The organism is Ramlibacter tataouinensis (genome assembly GCF_001580455.1).
Classification (GTDB): Bacteria; Pseudomonadota; Gammaproteobacteria; order Burkholderiales; family Burkholderiaceae_C; genus Ramlibacter; species Ramlibacter tataouinensis_B.
The window spans coordinates 2075942-2093873 of the sequence record NZ_CP010951.1; the positions used below are offsets into that span (position 1 = coordinate 2075942).

Sequence of the window (17932 nt, forward strand, 5' to 3'; positions counted from 1 at the left end):
AGAACATGAAACGCCTCTCCACCATCGCGGCGGCCGCCCTGTGTGCCGGCGGCGCCGCCTTCGCCCAACCCGCGCCCGAGGCGCCGCGCCCGGGCCCCGATCTGCGGGGCCAGATCCTGGGCGGGCCGATGCGCCACGACCTGCTTTTCATGGCGGGCGCGCAGCTCGAGCAGGAGCGCGTGGTGCAGGGCGCGCCCTATTGCGCGGACGCCTTGCACGAGACGGTGCAACTGCTGGCCGACGGCAACCGCATCGTCCGGCGCCAGGCCTCGCGCCAGTGCCGCGACGGCCAGGGCCGCACGCGCCAGGAGGTCACGGCCCCCGGCGGGCAGGTCAGGGTCTACCTGCGCGATCCGGTCGCCCACGAGGCCTGGCTGCTCGACGCCGAGCGCAAGCTGGCCGTGCGGCTCGATGGGCAGCGCATGGCCATGGGCCCGAATGCCGATCCGCGCATGTGGGACCGGGTTGTCGGCTGGAGCCATGATTTGCGCGACCGCGTCCGGCAGGGCCTGCGCATGGGCCACGCCGAAGCGCCGCCGCCGGCGATGGCCGATGCGCCGGATGCCGCGCGCATCGAGTCCGGCCCGCCGCCCCTGATGGGCCGGATGCCGCCGCCGATCGCCTTGCAGGCGCGGCTGCCGGGGCCGCGCGGGCCCGGCGCGGCCACCCTGCTGCCCGGGGAAACCATCGAAGGCCTGCGCGCGGACGGCAAGCGCACGGTGTGGACGATCGAAGCGGGAAAGATCGGCAATGAGAAGCCGATCTCGATCGTCAACGAGGTGTGGAGCTCGCCCGAGCTGGGCATCACGCTGAAGACGCGCGACCTCGACCCGGTGGTCGGCGAGGACAGCTTCCGCCTGAGGAACGTCGCGCGGGGCGAGCCGGACGGGCAGCTGTTCAAGGTGCCGGCCGAATTCGCGAAAGTGTCACCGCCGGCGGCGATGATGCGTCCCAGGCCCTGATCTCCAGACTCCCTGCAACGGGGGAGTTCTTTCGCCCCGGACCGCGAGGTCCGGGGCTTTTTTCATGCCTTACTTGGGCGCGACGACGCGCGCCATCTCCAGGCACTTGTTGGAGTAGCCCCACTCGTTGTCGTACCAGGACACCAGCTTGACGAAGGTGCCGTCCAGCGCGATGCCGGCCTCGGCGTCGAAGATCGAGGTGCGGGCATCGCCGCGGAAGTCGGTGGCCACCACCTTGTCCTCGGTGTAGCCCAGGATGCCCTTGAGCGCGCCTTCGGACTGCGCCTTCATCTCGGCGCAGATTTCCTTGTAGCTGGCTTCCTTGTTCAGCTCCACCGTCAGGTCGACCACCGAGACGTCGGAGGTCGGCACGCGGAAGGACATGCCGGTCAGCTTCTTGTTCAGCTCGGGAATCACCACGCCCACCGCCTTGGCCGCGCCGGTGGAGGACGGGATGATGTTCTCCAGGATGCCGCGGCCGCCGCGCCAGTCCTTGTTCGAGGGGCCGTCCACGGTCTTCTGGGTGGCGGTGGCGGCGTGCACGGTGGTCATCAGGCCGCGCTTGATGCCCCACTTGTCATTGAGTACCTTGGCCAGCGGCGCCAGGCAGTTGGTGGTGCACGAGGCGTTGGAAATGATGGCCTCGCCCTTGTAGGTGGCGTGGTTCACGCCGTACACGAACATGGGCGTGTCGTCCTTGGACGGCGCCGACATGATCACCTTCCTGGCGCCCGCCGTCAGGTGCTTCTCGCAGCTGGCCTTGTCCAGGAACAGGCCGGTGGACTCGATCACCACCTCGGCGCCGACCTCGTTCCACTTGAGGTTGGCCGGGTCCTTCTCCTGCGTCAGACGGATGCGCTTGCCGTTGACCAGCAGCGTGTTGCCGTCCACCGCGACCTCGCCCTTGAAGCGGCCGTGCACGCTGTCGTACTGCAGCATGTAGGCCAGGTAGTTCGGCTCGAGCAGGTCGTTGATGCCGACGATCTCGATGTCCGGAAAGTTCTGCACGGCCGAGCGCAGCACATTGCGGCCGATCCGTCCGAATCCGTTGATGCCGATCTTGAGGGTCATGGAATGCTCCGAAGTTGAATAGCGAATTCGATAGGGCGATCTTGCCGCAAGCGCCGACTCAGCAGCTGATCGCGGTCAACGTGCCAGCGCGGCCCGCACGGTGTCGGCCACGTTCTCGGGCGTGAAGCTGAAGTGCTTGAACAGCGCGCTGGCCGGTGCCGACTCGCCGAAGCTGTCGATGCCCACCACTGCGGCGCAGCCGTACTTCCACCAGTAGTCGGTGACCCCGGCCTCGACGGCGATGCGGGGAATGCCGCGCGGCAGCACGTCTTCCTTGTAGGCCAGGCTCTGCCGGTCGAAGGTGGTGCTGCTGGGCATGGAGACCACGCGCACGGCGATGCCCTGCGCGCCGAGCTGCTCCTGCGCCTTGAGCGCCAGTTGCACCTCGGAACCGGTGGCGATGATCACCGCCTGCGGCTGGCCGTCGACGCCGACTTCGCCGGCCTCGGCCAGCACGTAGCCGCCCTTGCTGATGTCCTCCAGGCCGGCCTTGGGCGCATAGGGCAGGTTCTGCCGGCTCAGCAGCAGCGCGGTGGGCCGGTTCCTGTTCTGCAGCGCCACGGTCCAGGCGACCGAGGTCTCGGCCGTGTCGCAGGGGCGCCAGACGTCGAGGTTGGGGATGAGGCGCAGGCTGGCCGCGTGTTCGATCGACTGGTGCGTCGGGCCGTCCTCGCCCAGGCCGATGGAGTCGTGCGTGAACACGTGGATCACGCGCCGCTTCATCAGCGCCGCCATGCGGATGGCGTTGCGGCTGTAGTCGCTGAAGGTCAGGAAGGTGCCGCCGTAGGGGATGTAGCCGCCGTGCAGCGCCACGCCGTTCATGATGGCGGCCATGCCGAATTCGCGCACGCCGTAGTTGATGTGGCGGCCGATGCGGCCATCCTCGGTGCGCTTGACGTCGCCCGCCAGGTCGAAGCGCAGCGAGGGCGTGCTCTTGGTGTTGGTGAGGTTGGAGCCGGTCAGGTCGGCCGAGCCGCCCAGCATTTCGGGCAGCGCGGCGGTGAAGGCTTCCAGCGCCAGCTGCGAGGCCTTGCGCGAAGCCACGGTCTCGGCCTTGGCATGCGCGGCCAGCGCGGTGTCCACCGCCACCTGCGCGAAATTGAGCGGCAGCTCGCCCTTCATGCGGCGCGTGAATTCGGCGGCCAGTTGCGGATGCGCCTCCTTGTAGGCGGCGAAGCGCTCGTTCCAGTCGGCTTCCAGCACATCGCCCCGAGCCTTGAAGTCCCATTCCTCGTACACCGCGGCCGGCAACTCGAAGGGCACGTGCTGCCAGCCGATCGCCGTGCGGGTCAGTGCGATCTCCTCCGCGCCCAGCGGCTCGCCGTGCGCCTTGGCGGTGTTGGCGCGGTTGGGCGAGCCCTTGCCGATCTGGGTCTTGGCCACGATCAGCGTGGGCTTGTCGACGCCGCGGCGGGCGTCGGCGATGGCGCGGTCCAGCGCCTCGATGTCGTGCCCGTCCACCGGGCCGATCACGTTCCAGCCGTAGGCGCGGAAGCGCGCCGGCGTGTCGTCGATGAACCAGGGCGTGACCTCGCCGTCGATGGAGATGCCGTTGTCGTCGTACAGCGCGATCAACTTGTTCAGCTTCCAGGCGCCGGCCAGCGCGCAGGCCTCGTGGCTGATGCCTTCCATCAGGCAGCCGTCACCGAGGAACACGTAGGTGTGGTGGTCAACGATGGTGTGGCCGTCGCGATTGAATTCCGCGGCCAGCAGTTTCTCGGCCAGCGCCATACCCACGGCGTTGGTGATGCCCTGGCCGAGTGGGCCGGTGGTGGTTTCCACGCCGGGCGTGATGTCCACCTCGGGGTGGCCCGGGGTCTTGCTGTGCAGCTGGCGGAAGCCCTTCAGCTCGCCGATCGGCAGGTTGTAGCCGGTCAGGTGCAGCAAGGCGTACAGCAGCATGGAGGCGTGGCCGTTGGACAGCACGAAGCGGTCGCGGTCCGCCCATTGCGGGTTGGCCGGGTTGTGCCGGAAGTGGCGGTTCCACAAGGCCTCGGCCATGTCGGCCATGCCCATGGGTGCGCCGGGATGCCCCGAGTTCGCATGTTGCACGGCGTCCATGGCGAGCGCGCGGATCGCGTTCGCCATCAGGGAATCGTTGGCCATCGGGGGCTGCTCCGGGGAGTGATCTAGGGGGAAACCCGTGATTTTACCGGGTGGGCTTGAGCCGCCCCGCGCCAGCCATTCCATGCCCATCGTCTACAGTCGGAGACATGCAGGGCCTGCACCTCACCGCCGACCTCTACCAATGCCGCTGCGACGCCGGCTGGCTGACCGATGCCGCGCGCCTGGGCCAGTGGTGCGTGCAGGCGGTGCAGGCGGTGGGACTGGAGCCGGTGAACCAGCTGTTCCACGCCTTTCCCGCGACAGCCGACGGCCCCGGCGGCGTGACCGCCACGGTGCTGTTGGCCGAATCGCACGTGTGCCTGCACACCTGGCCGGAGAAGCGGTCCGTGACGCTGGATGTGTATGTCTGCAACTTCGGCGGCGACCACTCGGCCAAGGCCCGCGGCCTGATGTTCGCGCTGATCAACCGCTTCCAGCCGGAGTGGACCGAGCAGCGCTCGCTGGACCGGGGCGCGGAAGAATGAGCGCGGCGCAGGCGATGATCCTGGCCGCCGGCCGGGGCGAGCGGATGCGGCCGCTGACCGACAGCTGCCCCAAGCCCCTGCTCGAAGTGCGCGGCCAGCCGCTGATCCAATACCACCTGGACGCCTTCGGGGCCGGCGGCTTCGCCGAGGTGGTGGTCAACACGGCCTGGCTGGGCGAACAGATCGAGGAACGCCTCGGCGCGGCCACCGCGGCGGGGGTGCGCATCGGCTACTCGCACGAAGGCCGCGACTTCGGCGGCGCGCTGGAGACGGCCGGCGGCATCGCACGCGCGCTGCCGCTGCTGGACGAGGCCTTCTGGCTGGTCGCCGGCGACGTGTACATGCCCGGGTTCCAGTTCACCCGCACGGCCTGGGACGCGTTCCGCGCCGGCGGCAAGCTGGCCCACCTGTTCCTGGTGCCCAACCCGCCGCACAACGCCAAGGGCGACTTCGGCCTCGGGCCGGATGGCCTGGCGCTGAGCGAAGCGGCGCTGCGCTACACGTATTCCACGGCGGCGCTGCTGCGCCGCGAGCTGTTCGCGCAGATTCCCTTCGGCAACCCGCAGGGACAGAAGGTGCCGCTGGCGCCGCTGCTGCACGCGGCCATGGCACGCGGCGCGGTGAGCGCCGAGCTGTACCACGGCGCCTGGGTCGACGTCGGCACGCCGCAGCGGCTGGCGCAGCTGAACGCGGACTAGGGCCCGTTGAAGCCCTGGCGGCCGGCGCGGCTGCACGGCCATTCGCGGGCGCCCTGAACAGCTCCCGATAAAGACCGACAATCGCGCGATGAACACCACCGTGCCCACCTCGCTTTACGCCCAGCGCCGCGCCCGCGTGGCCGCCCAGATCGGCAAGGATGCCGTCGCCCTGATTCCCACCGCCCCGGAGCGGCAGCGCAACCGCGACTCGGACTTCCTGTTTCGCCACGACAGCTACTTCTACTACCTGACCGGCTTCACCGAGCCCAACAGCTGGCTGGTGATCACCGGCGAGGGCAAGTCCGCGCTGTTCTGCCCGCCCAAGGACCTGGAGCGCGAGATCTGGGACGGCTTCCGGCTCGGGCCGGAGGCGGCTCCGGCGGCGCTCGGCGTCGACGCCGCGTACTCGATCAACGAACTGGACGCGCAGCTGCCCAAGCTGCTGGAGAACCGCGCCTCGGTCTGGTATCCCTTCGCGATCCACGCCGGGCTGGAGGCGCGGGTGGGCGGCTGGCTGAACCAGGTGCGGGCCCGCGTCCGCTACGGCGCGCTGTGCCCCGAAGAGCAGCGCGACCTGTGCGGCGTGCTGGACGAGATGCGCCTGGTGAAGGACGCGCACGAGCAGGACGTGATGCGACGCGCCGCGCAGATCAGCGCCGGCGCCCATGTGCGCGCGATGAAGATGTCGGCGCGCTGGCTGCGCGAGGGCCGCGACCTGCGCGAATACCACCTCGACGCCGAGCTGCTGCACGAGTTCCGCCTGGGCGGCTCGCAATACCCGGCCTATGGCTCCATCGTCGCTGCCGGCCCCAACGCCTGCGTGCTGCACTACCGCGCCGATGCGGCGCCGGTGCGCGATGGCGAGCTGGTGCTGATCGACGCCGGCTGCGAGCTCGATGGCTACGCCAGCGACATCACCCGCACCTTCCCGGCCAACGGCAAGTTCACCGGCCCGCAGCGCGCCCTGTACGACCTGGTGCTGGCCTCGCAACAGGCGGCCGTGGCCGCCACCAAGCCGGGGGCGCGGTTCACCGACCCGCACGACGCCACGGTCAAGGTGCTGGCGCAGGGCATGCTGGACGTCGGCCTGCTCGATCGCAACACCGCCGGCACCGCCGATGACGTGATCGAGAAGCGCAGCTACTTCCAGTTCTACATGCACCGCACCGGCCACTGGCTGGGCATGGACGTGCACGACTGCGGCAGCTATGTGGAGCCGGGCGAGGTGGGCCAGGTCAGTGAGCGCAAGGACCCGCTGTCGGGCGAGATCATCAAGAACCGTCCCAGCCGCATCCTGCGCCCGGGCATGGCGCTGACCATCGAGCCGGGCATCTATGTGCGGCCGGCCGAAGGCGTGCCCGAGCAGTTCCACCACATCGGCATCCGCATCGAGGACGACGCCATCGTCACCGATGCCGGCTGCGAGCTGATCACGCGCGGTGTGCCGGTGAAGGCCGAGGAGATCGAGGCGCTGATGCGGGCCTGAGGCCGCGTGGCCGGGCTGGGGCTATCGCCGCTCTAGCCACGATCAATTGGCGCGCGCCGGCCGGCCTCCCTACCATCGCCGGGAAGGAGAACCAGGCATGGCCAACTTCGCGCGCGCCAACATCGAGACCCTGAAGAAGACCGCGAGCTACTACCTGATGCACATCACGGTGGCGGCCCTGGTGGGCTACGCGGTGACGGGCAACTTGTGGATGGCCCTGACGCTGAGCCTGGTGGAGCCGACGGTGCAGGCGGTGGCCTTCTTCTTCCACGAGAAGGCCTGGGAGCGCATCGGCCGCCGGCGCCGCGGCATCACCGGCCTGCAGCACGGCCGGACGACCTGAGCCTCAGCGTGCGGCGCGCCGGCCCGCGTGGTGGCCGAGGGTGAACGCTTCCTCGAATACCGAATAGCCGGACAGGTCGCTGTGCGCGAACTGCAGCCGGCGCCACGGGTCGGCCTGGGTGCCCCTGAGCGCAGCCAACGCCGCGCTGGTGCGGGTGCCGGGCACCGGGATCGCCATCGCATGGCCGTAGCGCGCCACCTCGACCCGCAGGGTCCTGTCTCGCAGATCGGGATGCGCGGCCGACAGCTCGTCCAGCGCGGCCTCGCGCCAGGCGGTCCAGGGCTGCGCGAGCAGGCGCGCCCGCGCGCGCGGCTCGTCGCCCAGCGCCCGGTACCAGGTGAGCACCGTGGGCCGCGGGGTCACGCCCAGGCCCTGGTGGCCCGCGTCGACATAGCCCAGGCCGGGCGCGCCGTACAGCACGTTGTCCCAGGACGGCGGCGCGCCGGGACGGTCGCGCAAGGGCTGGTCGATGTGGAGGTTCACCACCACCCAGGGCGCGTGCCGCAGCTGCCGCGCGGCTTCGGACAGTGCCGCGGGCGCCGGGTCCAGCACGCGCGCCGAGACGTGCAGCGGCAGGGCCACGATGCAGCGGGCGGCCTGCCAGCGTTCGACCTGCCGGGTGGCCGCGTTCCAGGCATCGACCTGCACCCCGTGCTTGAGCGGCGCGATGCGGGTGACCACCCGGCCGGCCTGTAGCCGTTCGCCCAGCGCTTGCGCCAGCTGCTGCGCCAGCCAGCCGTTGCCTTCTGGCCAGGTGAGCACGGCATCGCGCTCGCCCCCTTCGCCGGGTGCCGCGAAGCCGTGCCGGCTGGCGAAATAGTGCAGGCCGGCCCAGGCCGACACCGTGGCGCTGCCCGCGCCGTAGTCGTCGCGGCAGCAGTAGTCCAGGTACCAGCGCAGTTGCGGATCGCCCAGGCCCGCGCGATCCAGCCAGGCGGCGAAGCTGAGGGCGTCGAGCGCGCGGTGGCTGGGCGGGACGGGACCGCGCAGCGGCAACAGGAAGCGATCGCGCGCGCGTGCCTCGCCGACCCGTTGCGCGAACCGGCGGTATTGCGCCAGCGTGTCCGCCCCCACCCCCTGCAGCGGCAGCAGGCCTTCCTGCCAGTGGCCGTTGAAATACAGGCGCTCCTGCGGGCTGTGGCACAGGTGCCGCTCGTCGTAGGTCCAGCGCCCGGCGACGCGCTGCGCCAGGCCGATCTCCTCGAGGAAGGCGCGCACCTCGGGGGCGTCGTCGCCCGGCACCGGCAGGTAGTGCGCGCCCAGCGGGCAGGCCAGCCCGCCGACGCGGCCGCCACGGCTGTTGCCGCCGGCGCTGTCTTCCAGTTCGAGCAGGGCGAAGTCCTCGACGCCGGCCTGCCGCAGCGCGCGCGCCGCCGCCAGGCCGGCGATACCGCCGCCGGCGACCAGCACCTCGCAGCGGCGCGTGAGGGCCGGCGCAGCGAGGGCGCGGGCTTCGCGCAGCAGGTGGCCGCGCTCCGCGCTCGGCCCATTGAAGCCGCCGGCGATCTCGCGCTCGGCCTGGCAGCCGGCCAGCCCCAGGGCGCCGGCGGCCAGCAGCGCGCGGCGGCGCATCATTGGAGAACCTCCGCCCTGCGGGCTGCGGTGCTATGAGCCTTCGGAGCGGCCGTGCGGCTCATGGCAGCACCTTGCCCCACTCGTGCTCGTAGGTCGTGACCAGCACCTGGTTGGACAGCCGGTTCACCTGCGCCGGCACGCGCGCCATGTCGCGCGGGAAGTCGAACAGCGGCGGCAGGCCGTCCAGGCTCAGGAACCTCAGGCCCGCCGGCAACTGCGCCGGCATGCGCCAGGGCCGGCGGCCGGCGATCACGAAGCCCCACTCGCCGAAGCTGGGCACATGCGCGTGGTAGGGCGCGGTGCGCAGGCCCACCGACTCCAGCGTCTGCGCCACCGTCCAGAAACTCTGGCGCGCCACCAGCGGCGAGGTGGTCTGGATCACGGCATAGCCGCTGGCCGCCAGGCGCTTGTCGAGCAGCGCATAGAAGGAGTTGGTGTAGAGCTTGCCGATGGAGAAATTGGTCGGGTCCGGGAAGTCGACGATGATCACGTCGAACATCTCGCTGCCGTCCTGCAGCCACTGGAAGGCGTCGGCGTTGACGATGCGCAGCTTGGGCGAGGCCAGCGCGCCACCGTTCAGGCGCGCCAGTGTCTGGTGGGTGGCGAACAGGTGCGTCATGTTCGGGTCGAGCTCCACCAGCGTGATGCTTTCGACCTGCGGATAGCGCAGCACCTCGCGCACCGCCATGCCGTCGCCGCCGCCGAGGATGGCGACCCTGCGCGCGGCGCCGTGCCCACTCATCACCGGATGCACCAGTGCTTCGTGGTAGCGGTATTCGTCGCGCTCGGCGAACTGCAGGTTGCCGTTGAGGAACAGGCGGTGCCCGGCCCGCCCGTGGGTGACGACGATGCGCTGGTAGGGCGAGCTGGCGGCGAACACTACCGGGTCCTGGTAGAACCGGTCCTCCGCCAGCGTGGTGATCTGGTGCGCCGAGGCGAAGCCGGCCAGCAGCGCGGCCAGCGCCAGCACGCAGGCGAGGGCATGGGCGGCGAAGCGCCGCAGCTCATGGCGGAACAGCCACAGCGTCCACAGCGCGACGGCGGCGTTCATCAGGCCGAACAGCAGGCCGGTGCGCACCAGTCCCAGCTGCGGCACCAGCAGCAGCGGAAACGCGATCGATACCGCCAGCGCGCCCAGGTAGTCGAAGGTCAGGACCTGCGACACCAGCTCCTTCAGTGCGACGTTGCGCTTGAGGATGCGCATTACCAGCGGGATCTCGACGCCGACCAGCACGCCCACCGCCAGCACCAGGCCATAGAGCAGCGGCCGGAAGCCCGCCGGCTGCCAGGCATTGGCGATGAACAGCAGCGCCGGCAGGAAGCCGCCGGCCAGCGCCACCAGCAATTCGATGCGCAGGAAGTGCGCCGGCAGCTGGCGCTCGAAGAAGCGCGACAGCCAGGACCCCACGCCCATGGCGAACAGGTAGGTGCCGATCACGGTGGAGAACTGCGTCACCGAGTCACCGAGCACATAGGAGGCCAGGGCGCCGGCGGCCAGTTCGTACACCAGCCCGCAGGCGGCGACGACGAACACCGAGGTCAGCAGCGCGACTTCGACGGGACGAGGCGAGGACGCGGCCCGCGCCGGCCGCGCCTCGGGTACTGCGCTCACGGCACTATCCGTGAACGGCAGCGGCGACGATGATGCAGATGCCCAGCGACATCGCGCCGATGACGATGCCCAGGGCCAGGTTCTGCTTTTCCACGATCTCTTCCCAGAGGTTGTACGGCGTGACCTTGTCGATGATCACGAAACTCAGCCAGAAGATGGCCACGCCGATCACAGCGTACAGGATGGAGCCGAAGAACGCGCCCGGTTTCAGCCATTCGATGCCCATGTTGCTCTCTCCAAAAAATCGTTGCGTCAGGGTCTGAATGGACCCTACTTGTGACTGCCGCCGCCCGAGGAACCGCCCCAGGAGCCGCCGCTGCTGCGGCTGGTGCCGCTGGTGTAGCCGCTCCCGCCTGCGTCGCGGTCGTCGACGCAGGCCTTGACCACCGCCAGCAACAGCAGCACGATCATCAGCAGCAGGATGAGGGACATGCAGCCCATGCCGCCGCCGGCACCCTTGCCCGTCGTGGGGCGGGCGTCGCCACGCTTGAGCAGCGCCTTCTTGTCCTCGATCTTGAAAGCCGCGGCCACCGCATCGCTGTCGATGCGGCTGCCGCTGGACCAGGTCACCTCGTTCGGCGTGCGCTCCATCGACAGCAGGCTGGCGCCCTTGGCGAAGTCGCTGTTGAAGCTTTTCTGCCCGCGCTCGACCGGCCAGTAGAACTCGCCGGCGACATAGCCGGTCTCGGCCTCGTAGCTGTATTGCAGCTCGTAGCTGGTGCCCAGGTAGCTCACCGAGTTGCTGCCCGCCGTGTACCGGGGCGCGCCGGTCGTCGGCTTGACCAGGCTCCAGCCGTCCTCGGCATCGACCAGGAAGCTGAAGCCGCGCTTGCGGTTGTAGAGCAGATACTCTTCCCAACCGAAGGACTCGTCCTCGTCCCCCGCCTCGTGGCCCATACGGTGCTGGTAGCCGACCACCTGCCAATGCACGCCCTGCAGCTGGCCGGTGCTGCCCAGCGGGATCAGCGGCTGCACCGGCTCGTCCTGCAGCGCGTGGCGCAGCGCGCCGCCCAGGCCCTGCGACACATCGATCAGGCTGTTGCAGGCACGGCAGGTGACCGACTTGGTGGTGGCTAGCGTGAGCTCCACCGGCGCGCCGCAATTCGGGCAGGCGAACTGGCGGCCTTTCTCTTCCTTGGCGGCCTCGTCCCGCAAGCCGGTCATCTGCAGCTCGTCCAGCGCCACCGCGCGGCCGCGCGCGACCGATGGCGGCTGCGCACCGTAGTCGATGCTGACGACGTCGCCCTCGCCGCGCAGCTCGACCATCCGGAACGGCGCGCCGAGCGGCGGCAGTTTCGGCAGTTCGCCCTGGGCGGCGATCAGGGAAACGCTGAGGTTGGAGGCCACCTCGTAGCTGCGTCCGGCGATCGGCGTGCTGGCGCCCACCCGCAGGTGCTCGGCGGGCGGCAGCTCGCGGCCCGGGTCCAACGGCAGCGAGAACACGTAGGCGCCGTTGTCTTCGGCGAGCACCGCGTTGGCGCCGTCATCGAACAGAGCGATCCATTCGGTCCAGGTGCCGGTCTCGCCCTTGTACTGCAGGCGCCCCACCAGGGTGAAGGCGCGGCCCTCGCGCCGGCCCGCGGCCATCAGCTGCAAGGGGCTGTAGTCCTCGAACACCTCGGACATGCGCCCGATGCGCGAGAGCGCCTCGCCGCTGCGCGCCACCGTGCTGCGACAGAAACTGCAGACGGCGAACGCCGACTGGGCGCTGCGGAATTCGACAGGCGCGCCGCAACCCGGGCAGGGCGCCCGGTAGCTGCGTTGGGTGGGTTCGCTGGCCAAGTGGAAGGTCGCTCATCCGTGGCCGCGGCGGGCTGGGCCCGCCCTCCGTGGCGGCTCGCGCTGCCACGGCACCCGGGCACGTGCCCGGGACGGCCGCGTGGGTCAGACCAGCTTCTTCAAGAGCTCGGTCTTCTTGGCGTCGAACTCTTCCTGCGTCAGGATGCCCTTGGCCTTGAGCTCACCCAGTTTCTCGAGCGTGGCCATCACGTCCTCAGGCTTGACGGCGGCCGCCGCGGCGTCCGGCGGGACCGCGCCGCCCTGCAGTCCCTTTTGCAGGTTCTGCGCCAGCACCTGGCCCATGGCCAGGCCCGCGCCCAGGCCCATCGCGTCGCCGGCCACGCCGCCGCCGCCGGCCGCCGCGCCCTTGGCCATCTCGGGGATGGCCTGGCCGGTCTGGTACTGCACGAACTTGTTCATGTCCTGCCCGACCATGCCCATGCCGATGCGCTGGTCCAGGATCTTCTGCAGTTCCTCGGGCAGCGACAGGTTCTGCACCGTCATGCCTTCCAGCTTCAGGCCGATGGCGGCGAAGGCCGGCTCGAGTTCGGTGGCCAGCGCGCGCGCGAACTCGATCTGGTTGGCCGCCAGGTCCAGGAAGGGCAGGCCGCTTTGCGCGATCGCGTCCGAGATGTGCTGCAGGATCAGGCCGCGCAACTGCCCGTCCAGGTCGGCCACCGTGTAGGCCTCGCGCGTGCCCGAGATCTTCTGGTAGAACTGGGCCGGGTCGGCGATGGTGTAGCTGTAGTTGCCGAAGGCGCGCAGCCGCACGGCGCCGAAATCCTTGTCGCGGATGGTGATCGGCTGCGGCGTGCCCCAGCGCTGGTCGATTTGCTGGCGGGTGGAGAAGAAATAGACGTCACTCTTGAACGGCGACTCGAACAGCTTGTCCCAGTTGCGCAGGTAGGTCAGCACCGGGATGGTCTGCGTGGTGAGCTTGTACATCCCCGGGCCGAAGACGTCGGCCACCTTGCCCTCGTTCACGAACACGGCCATCTGCGACTCGCGCACCGTGAGCGAGGCGCCGTACTGGATCTCCATGTCCTGCATCGGGAAGCGCCAGGCGAGCACGCCGTCGCCCGCTTCGGTCCACTGGATGATGTCAATGAACTGCTTCTTGATGAAATCCATCAGTGCCATTGCGCCCGCTCCTCGCTTGGTTGGTACGGCTTGGTCGGCACATGATAAAGGCAGTAGGTGATGAGGACTACAATCCCAGCCCCATCTCGCGGCGCCAAGCTGACCGCAGCCCGCGCCCAAGGAGTACATAGCCAATGCCCCCGACCGAAGCGGCCAACGAGACCGAAAAACGCCACGAACTGCGGAAAGCCGCGCTGGAGTACCACGAGTTCCCGACGCCGGGGAAGGTGGCGATCCATGCCACCAAGCAGCTGATCAACCAGCACGACCTCGCGCTGGCCTATTCGCCCGGCGTGGCCGCACCCTGCGAGGAGATCGTCAAGGACTCGGCCAACGCCTTCCGCTACACCAACCGCGCCAACCTGGTGGGGGTGGTGACCAACGGCACCGCCGTGCTGGGGCTGGGCGACATCGGGCCGATGGCGGCCAAGCCGGTGATGGAGGGCAAGGGCGTGCTCTTCAAGAAGTTCGCCGGCATCGACGTGTTCGACATCGAGATCAACGAGAAGCAGGACCTCGACAAGCTGGTCGACATCATCGCGGCGCTGGAGCCCACCTTCGGCGGCATCAACCTGGAAGACATCAAGGCGCCCGACTGCTTCTACGTCGAGCGCAAGCTGCGCGAGCGTATGAAGATCCCGGTCTTCCATGACGACCAGCACGGCACCGCCATCGTGGTGGGCGCGGCCATCATCAACGGCCTGAAGATCGTCGGCAAGGACCTCGCCAAGGTCAAGCTCGTGACCTCCGGCGCCGGCGCCGCGGCGCTGGCCTGCCTGAACCTGCTGCTCAAGCTCGGCCTGCCGCGCGAAAACATCTACGCCACCGACCTGGCCGGCGTCGTGTACGAAGGGCGCAAGGAGCTGATGGACGAGGACAAGGTCCAGTTCGCGCAGAAGACCTCGGCGCGCACGCTGGCCGAAATCATCGAGGGCGCCGATGTGTTCCTGGGGCTGTCGGCCGCCGGCGTGCTCAAGCCGGAGATGGTGCGCACCATGGCGGCCCGGCCGCTGATCCTGGCGCTGGCCAATCCCAACCCGGAGATCTCGCCGGAAGAGGTGAAGGCGGTGCGCGACGACGCCATCATGGCCACCGGCCGCACCGACTACCCGAACCAGGTCAACAACGTCCTGTGCTTCCCCTACATCTTCCGCGGCGCGCTCGATTCGGGCGCGACCACCATCACCGTGGAGATGGAGATCGCCGCCGTGCATGCGATCGCCGATCTGGCGCAGGCCGAGCAGAGCGAGGTGGTGGCCGCGGCCTACGCCGGCCAGCAGCTGGCCTTCGGCCCCGAGTACCTGATCCCCAAGCCGTTCGACCCGCGCCTGATGATCAAGATCGCGCCGGCGGTGGCCAAGGCGGCGGCGGACAGCGGCGTGGCGCTGCGCCCGATCCGCGACTGGGACGCCTACCGCGACAAGCTGCAGAGCTTCGTGTATGCCTCCGGCACCACGATGAAGCCGATCTTCACCGCCGCCAAGTCGGCCCAGAAGAAGCGCGTGGCGCTGTGCGAAGGCGAGGAAGAGCGCGTTCTGCGCGCCGCCCAGATCGTGGTGGACGAGGGCATCGCGCGGCCGACCCTGATCGGGCGCCCGGCGGTGATCGCCCAGCGCATCGAGAAGTTCGGGCTGCGGCTGAAGGAAGAGCTCGACTACGACGTCGTCAACGTCGAGCACGACGACCGCTACCGCGATTTCTGGCAGACCTACCACCGCATGACCGAGCGCAAGGGCGTCACGGTCCAGATGGCCAAGATCGAGATGCGCCGCCGCCTCACGCTGATCGGCTCGATGCTGCTGTACAAGGACCAGGTGGACGGCATGATCTGCGGCACTTGGGGCACCACGCCGATCCACCTGGCGTACGTGGACCAGGTGATCGGCCGCCGCCCGGGCGTCAACACCTATGCCTGCATGAACGGGCTGATGCTGCCGGGCCGCCAGGTCTTCCTGGTGGACACGCACGTCAACTACGACCCCAGCGCGGCCCAGCTGGCCGAGATCACCCTGCTGGCGGCCGAGGAGATGGTGCGCTTCGGCATCCAGCCCAAGGTGGCGCTGCTGTCGCACTCGAACTTCGGCTCCAGCGGCCAGCCCAGCGCGCTGAAGATGCGCGAGACGCTGGGCTTGCTGCGCGAACAGGCGCCCTGGCTCGATGTTGACGGCGAGATGCACGGCGATGTCGCGCTCGACAGCGCGGCACGCCGGCGCATCATGCCCAACGGCACGCTGTCAGGCGACGCCAACCTGCTGGTGTTGCCCAATATCGACGCAGCCAATATTTCTTACAACCTGCTCAAGACCGCGGCCGGCGGCAACATCGCGGTCGGCCCGGTGCTGCTGGGTGCGGGCAAGCCTGTCCACATCCTGACGGCCAGCGCGACCGTACGGCGCATTGTCAACATGGTCGCCCTCACGGTGGCCGACGCCAATGCGGCGCGATAAGCGCTCGGCGCGTAGCTGGCGCTAACTTAAAAGTCAAGATCCGGGGCCGGAAAGGCCATGGCGGCTGCTCAAAATTTGGGCAGCCGCTTGCCTTTTGGGGTCTGATCGGTCACACTAGCGCCCGAAATGTTTCCGGGTTTACCCGAGGTGTCTGCAGCCTCCATGGCCCGGGAAGCGCTCCCCCTAGGTACTCGAAGAAGATCCGTCATGACGCGCATCGCCGCGGTCAAGTTTGCGCTAACTAGCGTCTTCCTGGCAGCAGCGATCAGTGGGCCCCCGGCGCAAGCCAGGAAGCCGTCGGACCGTCCCGAAGCCAGCAGCGCAGCCGTCATCCGTGTGGCTGAACTGCCGGCACCAGGCCGCCAGACCTATGCGCTCATCTTCCAGGGTGGACCGTTTCCCTACGACAAGGATGGCGTGGTGTTTGGCAACCGCGAGCGTTTGCTTCCGGCCGCCCAGCGCGGGTTCTACCGCGAGTACACCGTGCCGACGCCGGGGTCGCGCGACCGTGGAGCACGGCGCATCGTGTGTGGAGGTCCGGCGAAAACGCCGCAGGCTTGTTATTACACCGCTGACCATTACGCCAGTTTTCGAATGATCGTGGAGTGAAGTTCCAATGAAACGGGACGATTTTTTGACTGAAAGAGACGCGGAGATGGATAGGCCACTTCGTACGGAATCCCCCGAGTCGGCGCTCAAGGGCGTGCGGCCCAACATCGTGCAGTCGATCCGCGCGTTCCGGGTGCAGGATCTGCAGGATGCGGCGCGCTCCATGGGCCAGCACTTCCTCTACGCCAACCTGGCCACCGCCCAGAGCAAGCAGGACGTGCTGGACCTGCTGGCCCAGCAGTTCATCCTGCCGGCGCACTTCGGCAAGAACTTCGACGCGCTGTACGACTGCATGACGGACCCCGTGCATAAATCGGGCCCGCAACCGGGCTTCATCGTGGTGCTCGAGCAGATCCCGGCCAACGCCAAGTTCGACAAGGAAGCGCGCGAGCAGCTGCTGGACATTTTCCGCGACACCGCCGACTACTGGGCGGAGCGAAAAGTCCCCTTCCGATGCTTCTATTCTTTTCTGTAGCCCGTTCCGCGCAAAATGGCCAAGCGGAACGGGCGAATGAGGCCCAAGGCACCGAAGCCCCGGCGGCGGTGACCACCACCGACAACGGCGAGAAGATGCCCACCGACAAGCTGGTGGACGTGTCGCCGCTCGCACTGCGCATGAGCAGCCCGTTCAACGCGGGGTACTGGCTGGCGGCGGCCTGAACGCCGACAGCGCTTCGCGCACAAAGAAGGCCGGATGCCCATCCGGCCTTTTTTTTATGGGCGGGTCGCTGCCGCGAGGGCGAGGTACTCGTCCACCGGCACCTCTTCGGCGCGCCGCTGCAGGTCGAACTCGCCGCCGAAGCCCTGCCCCTCCAGCCACTTGCCCAGGGTGTGCCGCAGCAGCTTGCGGCGCTGGCTGAATGCCACCTGCACCAGTTCGGACAGCCGCTTCTCATCGACCGCCGCAGGCCGGGCGCGCGGCAGCATGCGCACCACGGCGCTGTCCACCTTGGGCGGCGGATCGAAGGCGGTGGGCGGGACGAACAGCACCTCTTCCATCTCGTAGCGCCACTGCAGCATGACCGACAGGCGCCCGTAGTCCGCCGTGGCCGGCGCGGCGACCATGCGGTCCACCACTTCCTTTTGCAGCATGAAGTGCTGGTCGGCGATGCCGGCGGCGATCCGCGCTCCCACGCTCGGCACTGGCGTGTCCTCGCTGCCCCCCGAGGGGGCTGTTTCGCCTTGGGGCGGCCCGGCGGCGAAACGCAGCAGGTGGAACAGGATGGGCGTGGAGATGTTGTAGGGCAGGTTGCCGACCACCCGCAGCGCACCGGCACCGGACGCCAGGGCGGCGAAGTCCACGGTCAGCACGTCGGCCTCGATCACCGTCAGCTGCGGATGGCGGCGCAGCCGTGCCGCCAGGTCGCGGTCGAGTTCGATGACCGACAGGCGTCCGAGCCGCTCGACCAGCGGCTGGGTGAGCGCCGCCAGCCCCGGGCCGATCTCCACCATGGCCTGCCCCGGCTGCGGGGAGATCGCCCGCACGATGGCGTCGATGATGGCCGGGTCGGACAGGAAATGCTGGCCGAAGCGCTTGCGCGGGATGTGCTTCACGTCACGCGAGGTGGGTAACCGTAGGAATGTGGCCAGAACCGCGCCAATCCAGGGGCGCGACGACG

The 17932-nt window shown here is 69.0% G+C and carries 16 protein-coding genes; 8 read left to right on the forward strand and 8 right to left on the reverse strand.

Annotated elements, in window-relative coordinates; all coding sequences use genetic code 11:
- Positions 1-5: 5 nt before the first annotated feature.
- Positions 6-962 carry a hypothetical protein gene (locus tag UC35_RS10025; protein WP_145979393.1) on the forward strand — a complete coding sequence of 319 codons (957 nt, stop codon included), beginning with the start codon at positions 6-8 and terminating at the stop codon, positions 960-962.
- A 69-nt stretch (positions 963-1031) separates the two neighbouring features.
- Here UC35_RS10025 and gap read toward each other — a convergent pair whose 3' ends face one another.
- Together gap and tkt are read right to left on the reverse strand one after the other, a co-directional pair.
- The gene (gene gap / locus UC35_RS10030; RefSeq protein ID WP_061498781.1) at positions 1032-2033 is read right to left on the reverse strand and encodes a type I glyceraldehyde-3-phosphate dehydrogenase; all 1002 of its coding nucleotides are present in this window, start codon (positions 2031-2033) and stop codon (positions 1032-1034) included.
- A 75-nt stretch (positions 2034-2108) separates the two neighbouring features.
- Positions 2109-4139: a transketolase gene (gene tkt, locus UC35_RS10035; RefSeq protein WP_061498784.1), complete on the reverse strand. Its 2031-nt coding sequence runs from the start codon at positions 4137-4139 to the stop codon at positions 2109-2111.
- Between the two features lie 107 nt (positions 4140-4246).
- Between tkt and UC35_RS10040 the strand changes: the two genes are divergently transcribed.
- From UC35_RS10040 to UC35_RS10055, 4 genes are all read left to right on the forward strand, one after another.
- On the forward strand, positions 4247-4624 hold the full coding sequence (locus tag UC35_RS10040; protein WP_061498786.1) for an S-adenosylmethionine decarboxylase family protein: 378 nt from the start codon (positions 4247-4249) through the stop codon (positions 4622-4624).
- Entirely contained in the window at positions 4621-5322 is a 702-nt protein-coding gene (gene murU, locus UC35_RS10045) for an N-acetylmuramate alpha-1-phosphate uridylyltransferase MurU (protein WP_227820518.1), read from the forward strand. The genes UC35_RS10040 and murU overlap by 4 nt, the downstream gene beginning before the upstream one ends.
- A gap of 88 nt (positions 5323-5410) precedes the next feature.
- A complete protein-coding gene (locus UC35_RS10050) occupies positions 5411-6808 on the forward strand; it encodes an aminopeptidase P N-terminal domain-containing protein (protein WP_061498789.1) in 1398 nt (465 codons plus the stop codon).
- A 97-nt stretch (positions 6809-6905) separates the two neighbouring features.
- A complete protein-coding gene (locus UC35_RS10055) occupies positions 6906-7151 on the forward strand; it encodes a DUF2061 domain-containing protein (protein WP_061498792.1) in 246 nt (81 codons plus the stop codon).
- Positions 7152-7154: 3 nt separating this feature from the next.
- Here the strand turns inward: UC35_RS10055 and UC35_RS10060 are convergent, their stop codons facing one another.
- The 5 genes from UC35_RS10060 to UC35_RS10080 all read right to left on the reverse strand — a co-directional run bounded on the left by UC35_RS10060 (position 7155) and on the right by UC35_RS10080 (position 13257).
- Entirely contained in the window at positions 7155-8723 is a 1569-nt protein-coding gene (locus tag UC35_RS10060; protein ID WP_061503776.1) for an FAD-dependent oxidoreductase, read from the reverse strand.
- A 61-nt stretch (positions 8724-8784) separates the two neighbouring features.
- Positions 8785-10338, reverse strand: coding sequence for a polyamine aminopropyltransferase (locus tag UC35_RS10065; protein ID WP_061498795.1), 1554 nt, complete (start codon positions 10336-10338; stop codon positions 8785-8787).
- Between the two features lie 4 nt (positions 10339-10342).
- Complete coding sequence (locus UC35_RS10070; RefSeq protein ID WP_061498798.1) at positions 10343-10564, reverse strand: DUF350 domain-containing protein; 222 nt, start codon at positions 10562-10564, stop codon at positions 10343-10345.
- A gap of 44 nt (positions 10565-10608) precedes the next feature.
- On the reverse strand, positions 10609-12120 hold the full coding sequence (locus UC35_RS10075; protein ID WP_061498802.1) for a DUF4178 domain-containing protein: 1512 nt from the start codon (positions 12118-12120) through the stop codon (positions 10609-10611).
- A 102-nt stretch (positions 12121-12222) separates the two neighbouring features.
- Positions 12223-13257: an SPFH domain-containing protein gene (locus UC35_RS10080; RefSeq protein ID WP_061498805.1), complete on the reverse strand. Its 1035-nt coding sequence runs from the start codon at positions 13255-13257 to the stop codon at positions 12223-12225.
- A 134-nt stretch (positions 13258-13391) separates the two neighbouring features.
- Here UC35_RS10080 and UC35_RS10085 point away from each other — a divergent pair, with 134 nt between their 5' ends.
- The 3 genes from UC35_RS10085 to UC35_RS10095 all read left to right on the forward strand — a co-directional run bounded on the left by UC35_RS10085 (position 13392) and on the right by UC35_RS10095 (position 16788).
- The gene (locus UC35_RS10085) at positions 13392-15704 is read left to right on the forward strand and encodes an NADP-dependent malic enzyme (protein ID WP_061498808.1); all 2313 of its coding nucleotides are present in this window, start codon (positions 13392-13394) and stop codon (positions 15702-15704) included.
- 207 nt (positions 15705-15911) lie between these two features.
- Positions 15912-16313 (forward strand): ribonuclease domain-containing protein, encoded by a 402-nt coding sequence (locus tag UC35_RS10090; protein ID WP_061498812.1) that lies wholly within the window; start codon positions 15912-15914, stop codon positions 16311-16313.
- A gap of 46 nt (positions 16314-16359) precedes the next feature.
- Positions 16360-16788, forward strand: a complete 429-nt coding sequence (locus UC35_RS10095) for a barstar family protein (RefSeq protein ID WP_061498814.1) — start codon at positions 16360-16362, stop codon at positions 16786-16788.
- Positions 16789-17027: 239 nt separating this feature from the next.
- Here UC35_RS10095 and UC35_RS10100 read toward each other — a convergent pair whose 3' ends face one another.
- Positions 17028-17867 carry a ribosomal RNA small subunit methyltransferase A gene (locus tag UC35_RS10100; protein ID WP_061498820.1) on the reverse strand — a complete coding sequence of 280 codons (840 nt, stop codon included), beginning with the start codon at positions 17865-17867 and terminating at the stop codon, positions 17028-17030.
- Between the last annotated feature and the right edge of the window lie 65 nt (positions 17868-17932).

Coding starts and splice junctions, on each gene's coding strand:
- UC35_RS10095 (WP_061498814.1), top strand. CDS start 16,360: ATGGATAGGCCACTTCGTACGGAATCCCCCGAGTCGGCGCTCAAGGGC.
- UC35_RS10080 (WP_061498805.1), bottom strand. CDS start 13,257: ATGGCACTGATGGATTTCATCAAGAAGCAGTTCATTGACATCATCCAG.
- UC35_RS10060 (WP_061503776.1), bottom strand. CDS start 8,723: ATGCGCCGCCGCGCGCTGCTGGCCGCCGGCGCCCTGGGGCTGGCCGGC.
- murU (WP_227820518.1), top strand. CDS start 4,621: ATGAGCGCGGCGCAGGCGATGATCCTGGCCGCCGGCCGGGGCGAGCGG.
- UC35_RS10055 (WP_061498792.1), top strand. CDS start 6,906: ATGGCCAACTTCGCGCGCGCCAACATCGAGACCCTGAAGAAGACCGCG.
- UC35_RS10025 (WP_145979393.1), top strand. CDS start 6: ATGAAACGCCTCTCCACCATCGCGGCGGCCGCCCTGTGTGCCGGCGGC.
- tkt (WP_061498784.1), bottom strand. CDS start 4,139: ATGGCCAACGATTCCCTGATGGCGAACGCGATCCGCGCGCTCGCCATG.
- UC35_RS10040 (WP_061498786.1), top strand. CDS start 4,247: ATGCAGGGCCTGCACCTCACCGCCGACCTCTACCAATGCCGCTGCGAC.
- UC35_RS10050 (WP_061498789.1), top strand. CDS start 5,411: ATGAACACCACCGTGCCCACCTCGCTTTACGCCCAGCGCCGCGCCCGC.
- gap (WP_061498781.1), bottom strand. CDS start 2,033: ATGACCCTCAAGATCGGCATCAACGGATTCGGACGGATCGGCCGCAAT.
- UC35_RS10090 (WP_061498812.1), top strand. CDS start 15,912: ATGACGCGCATCGCCGCGGTCAAGTTTGCGCTAACTAGCGTCTTCCTG.
- UC35_RS10085 (WP_061498808.1), top strand. CDS start 13,392: ATGCCCCCGACCGAAGCGGCCAACGAGACCGAAAAACGCCACGAACTG.
- UC35_RS10070 (WP_061498798.1), bottom strand. CDS start 10,564: ATGGGCATCGAATGGCTGAAACCGGGCGCGTTCTTCGGCTCCATCCTG.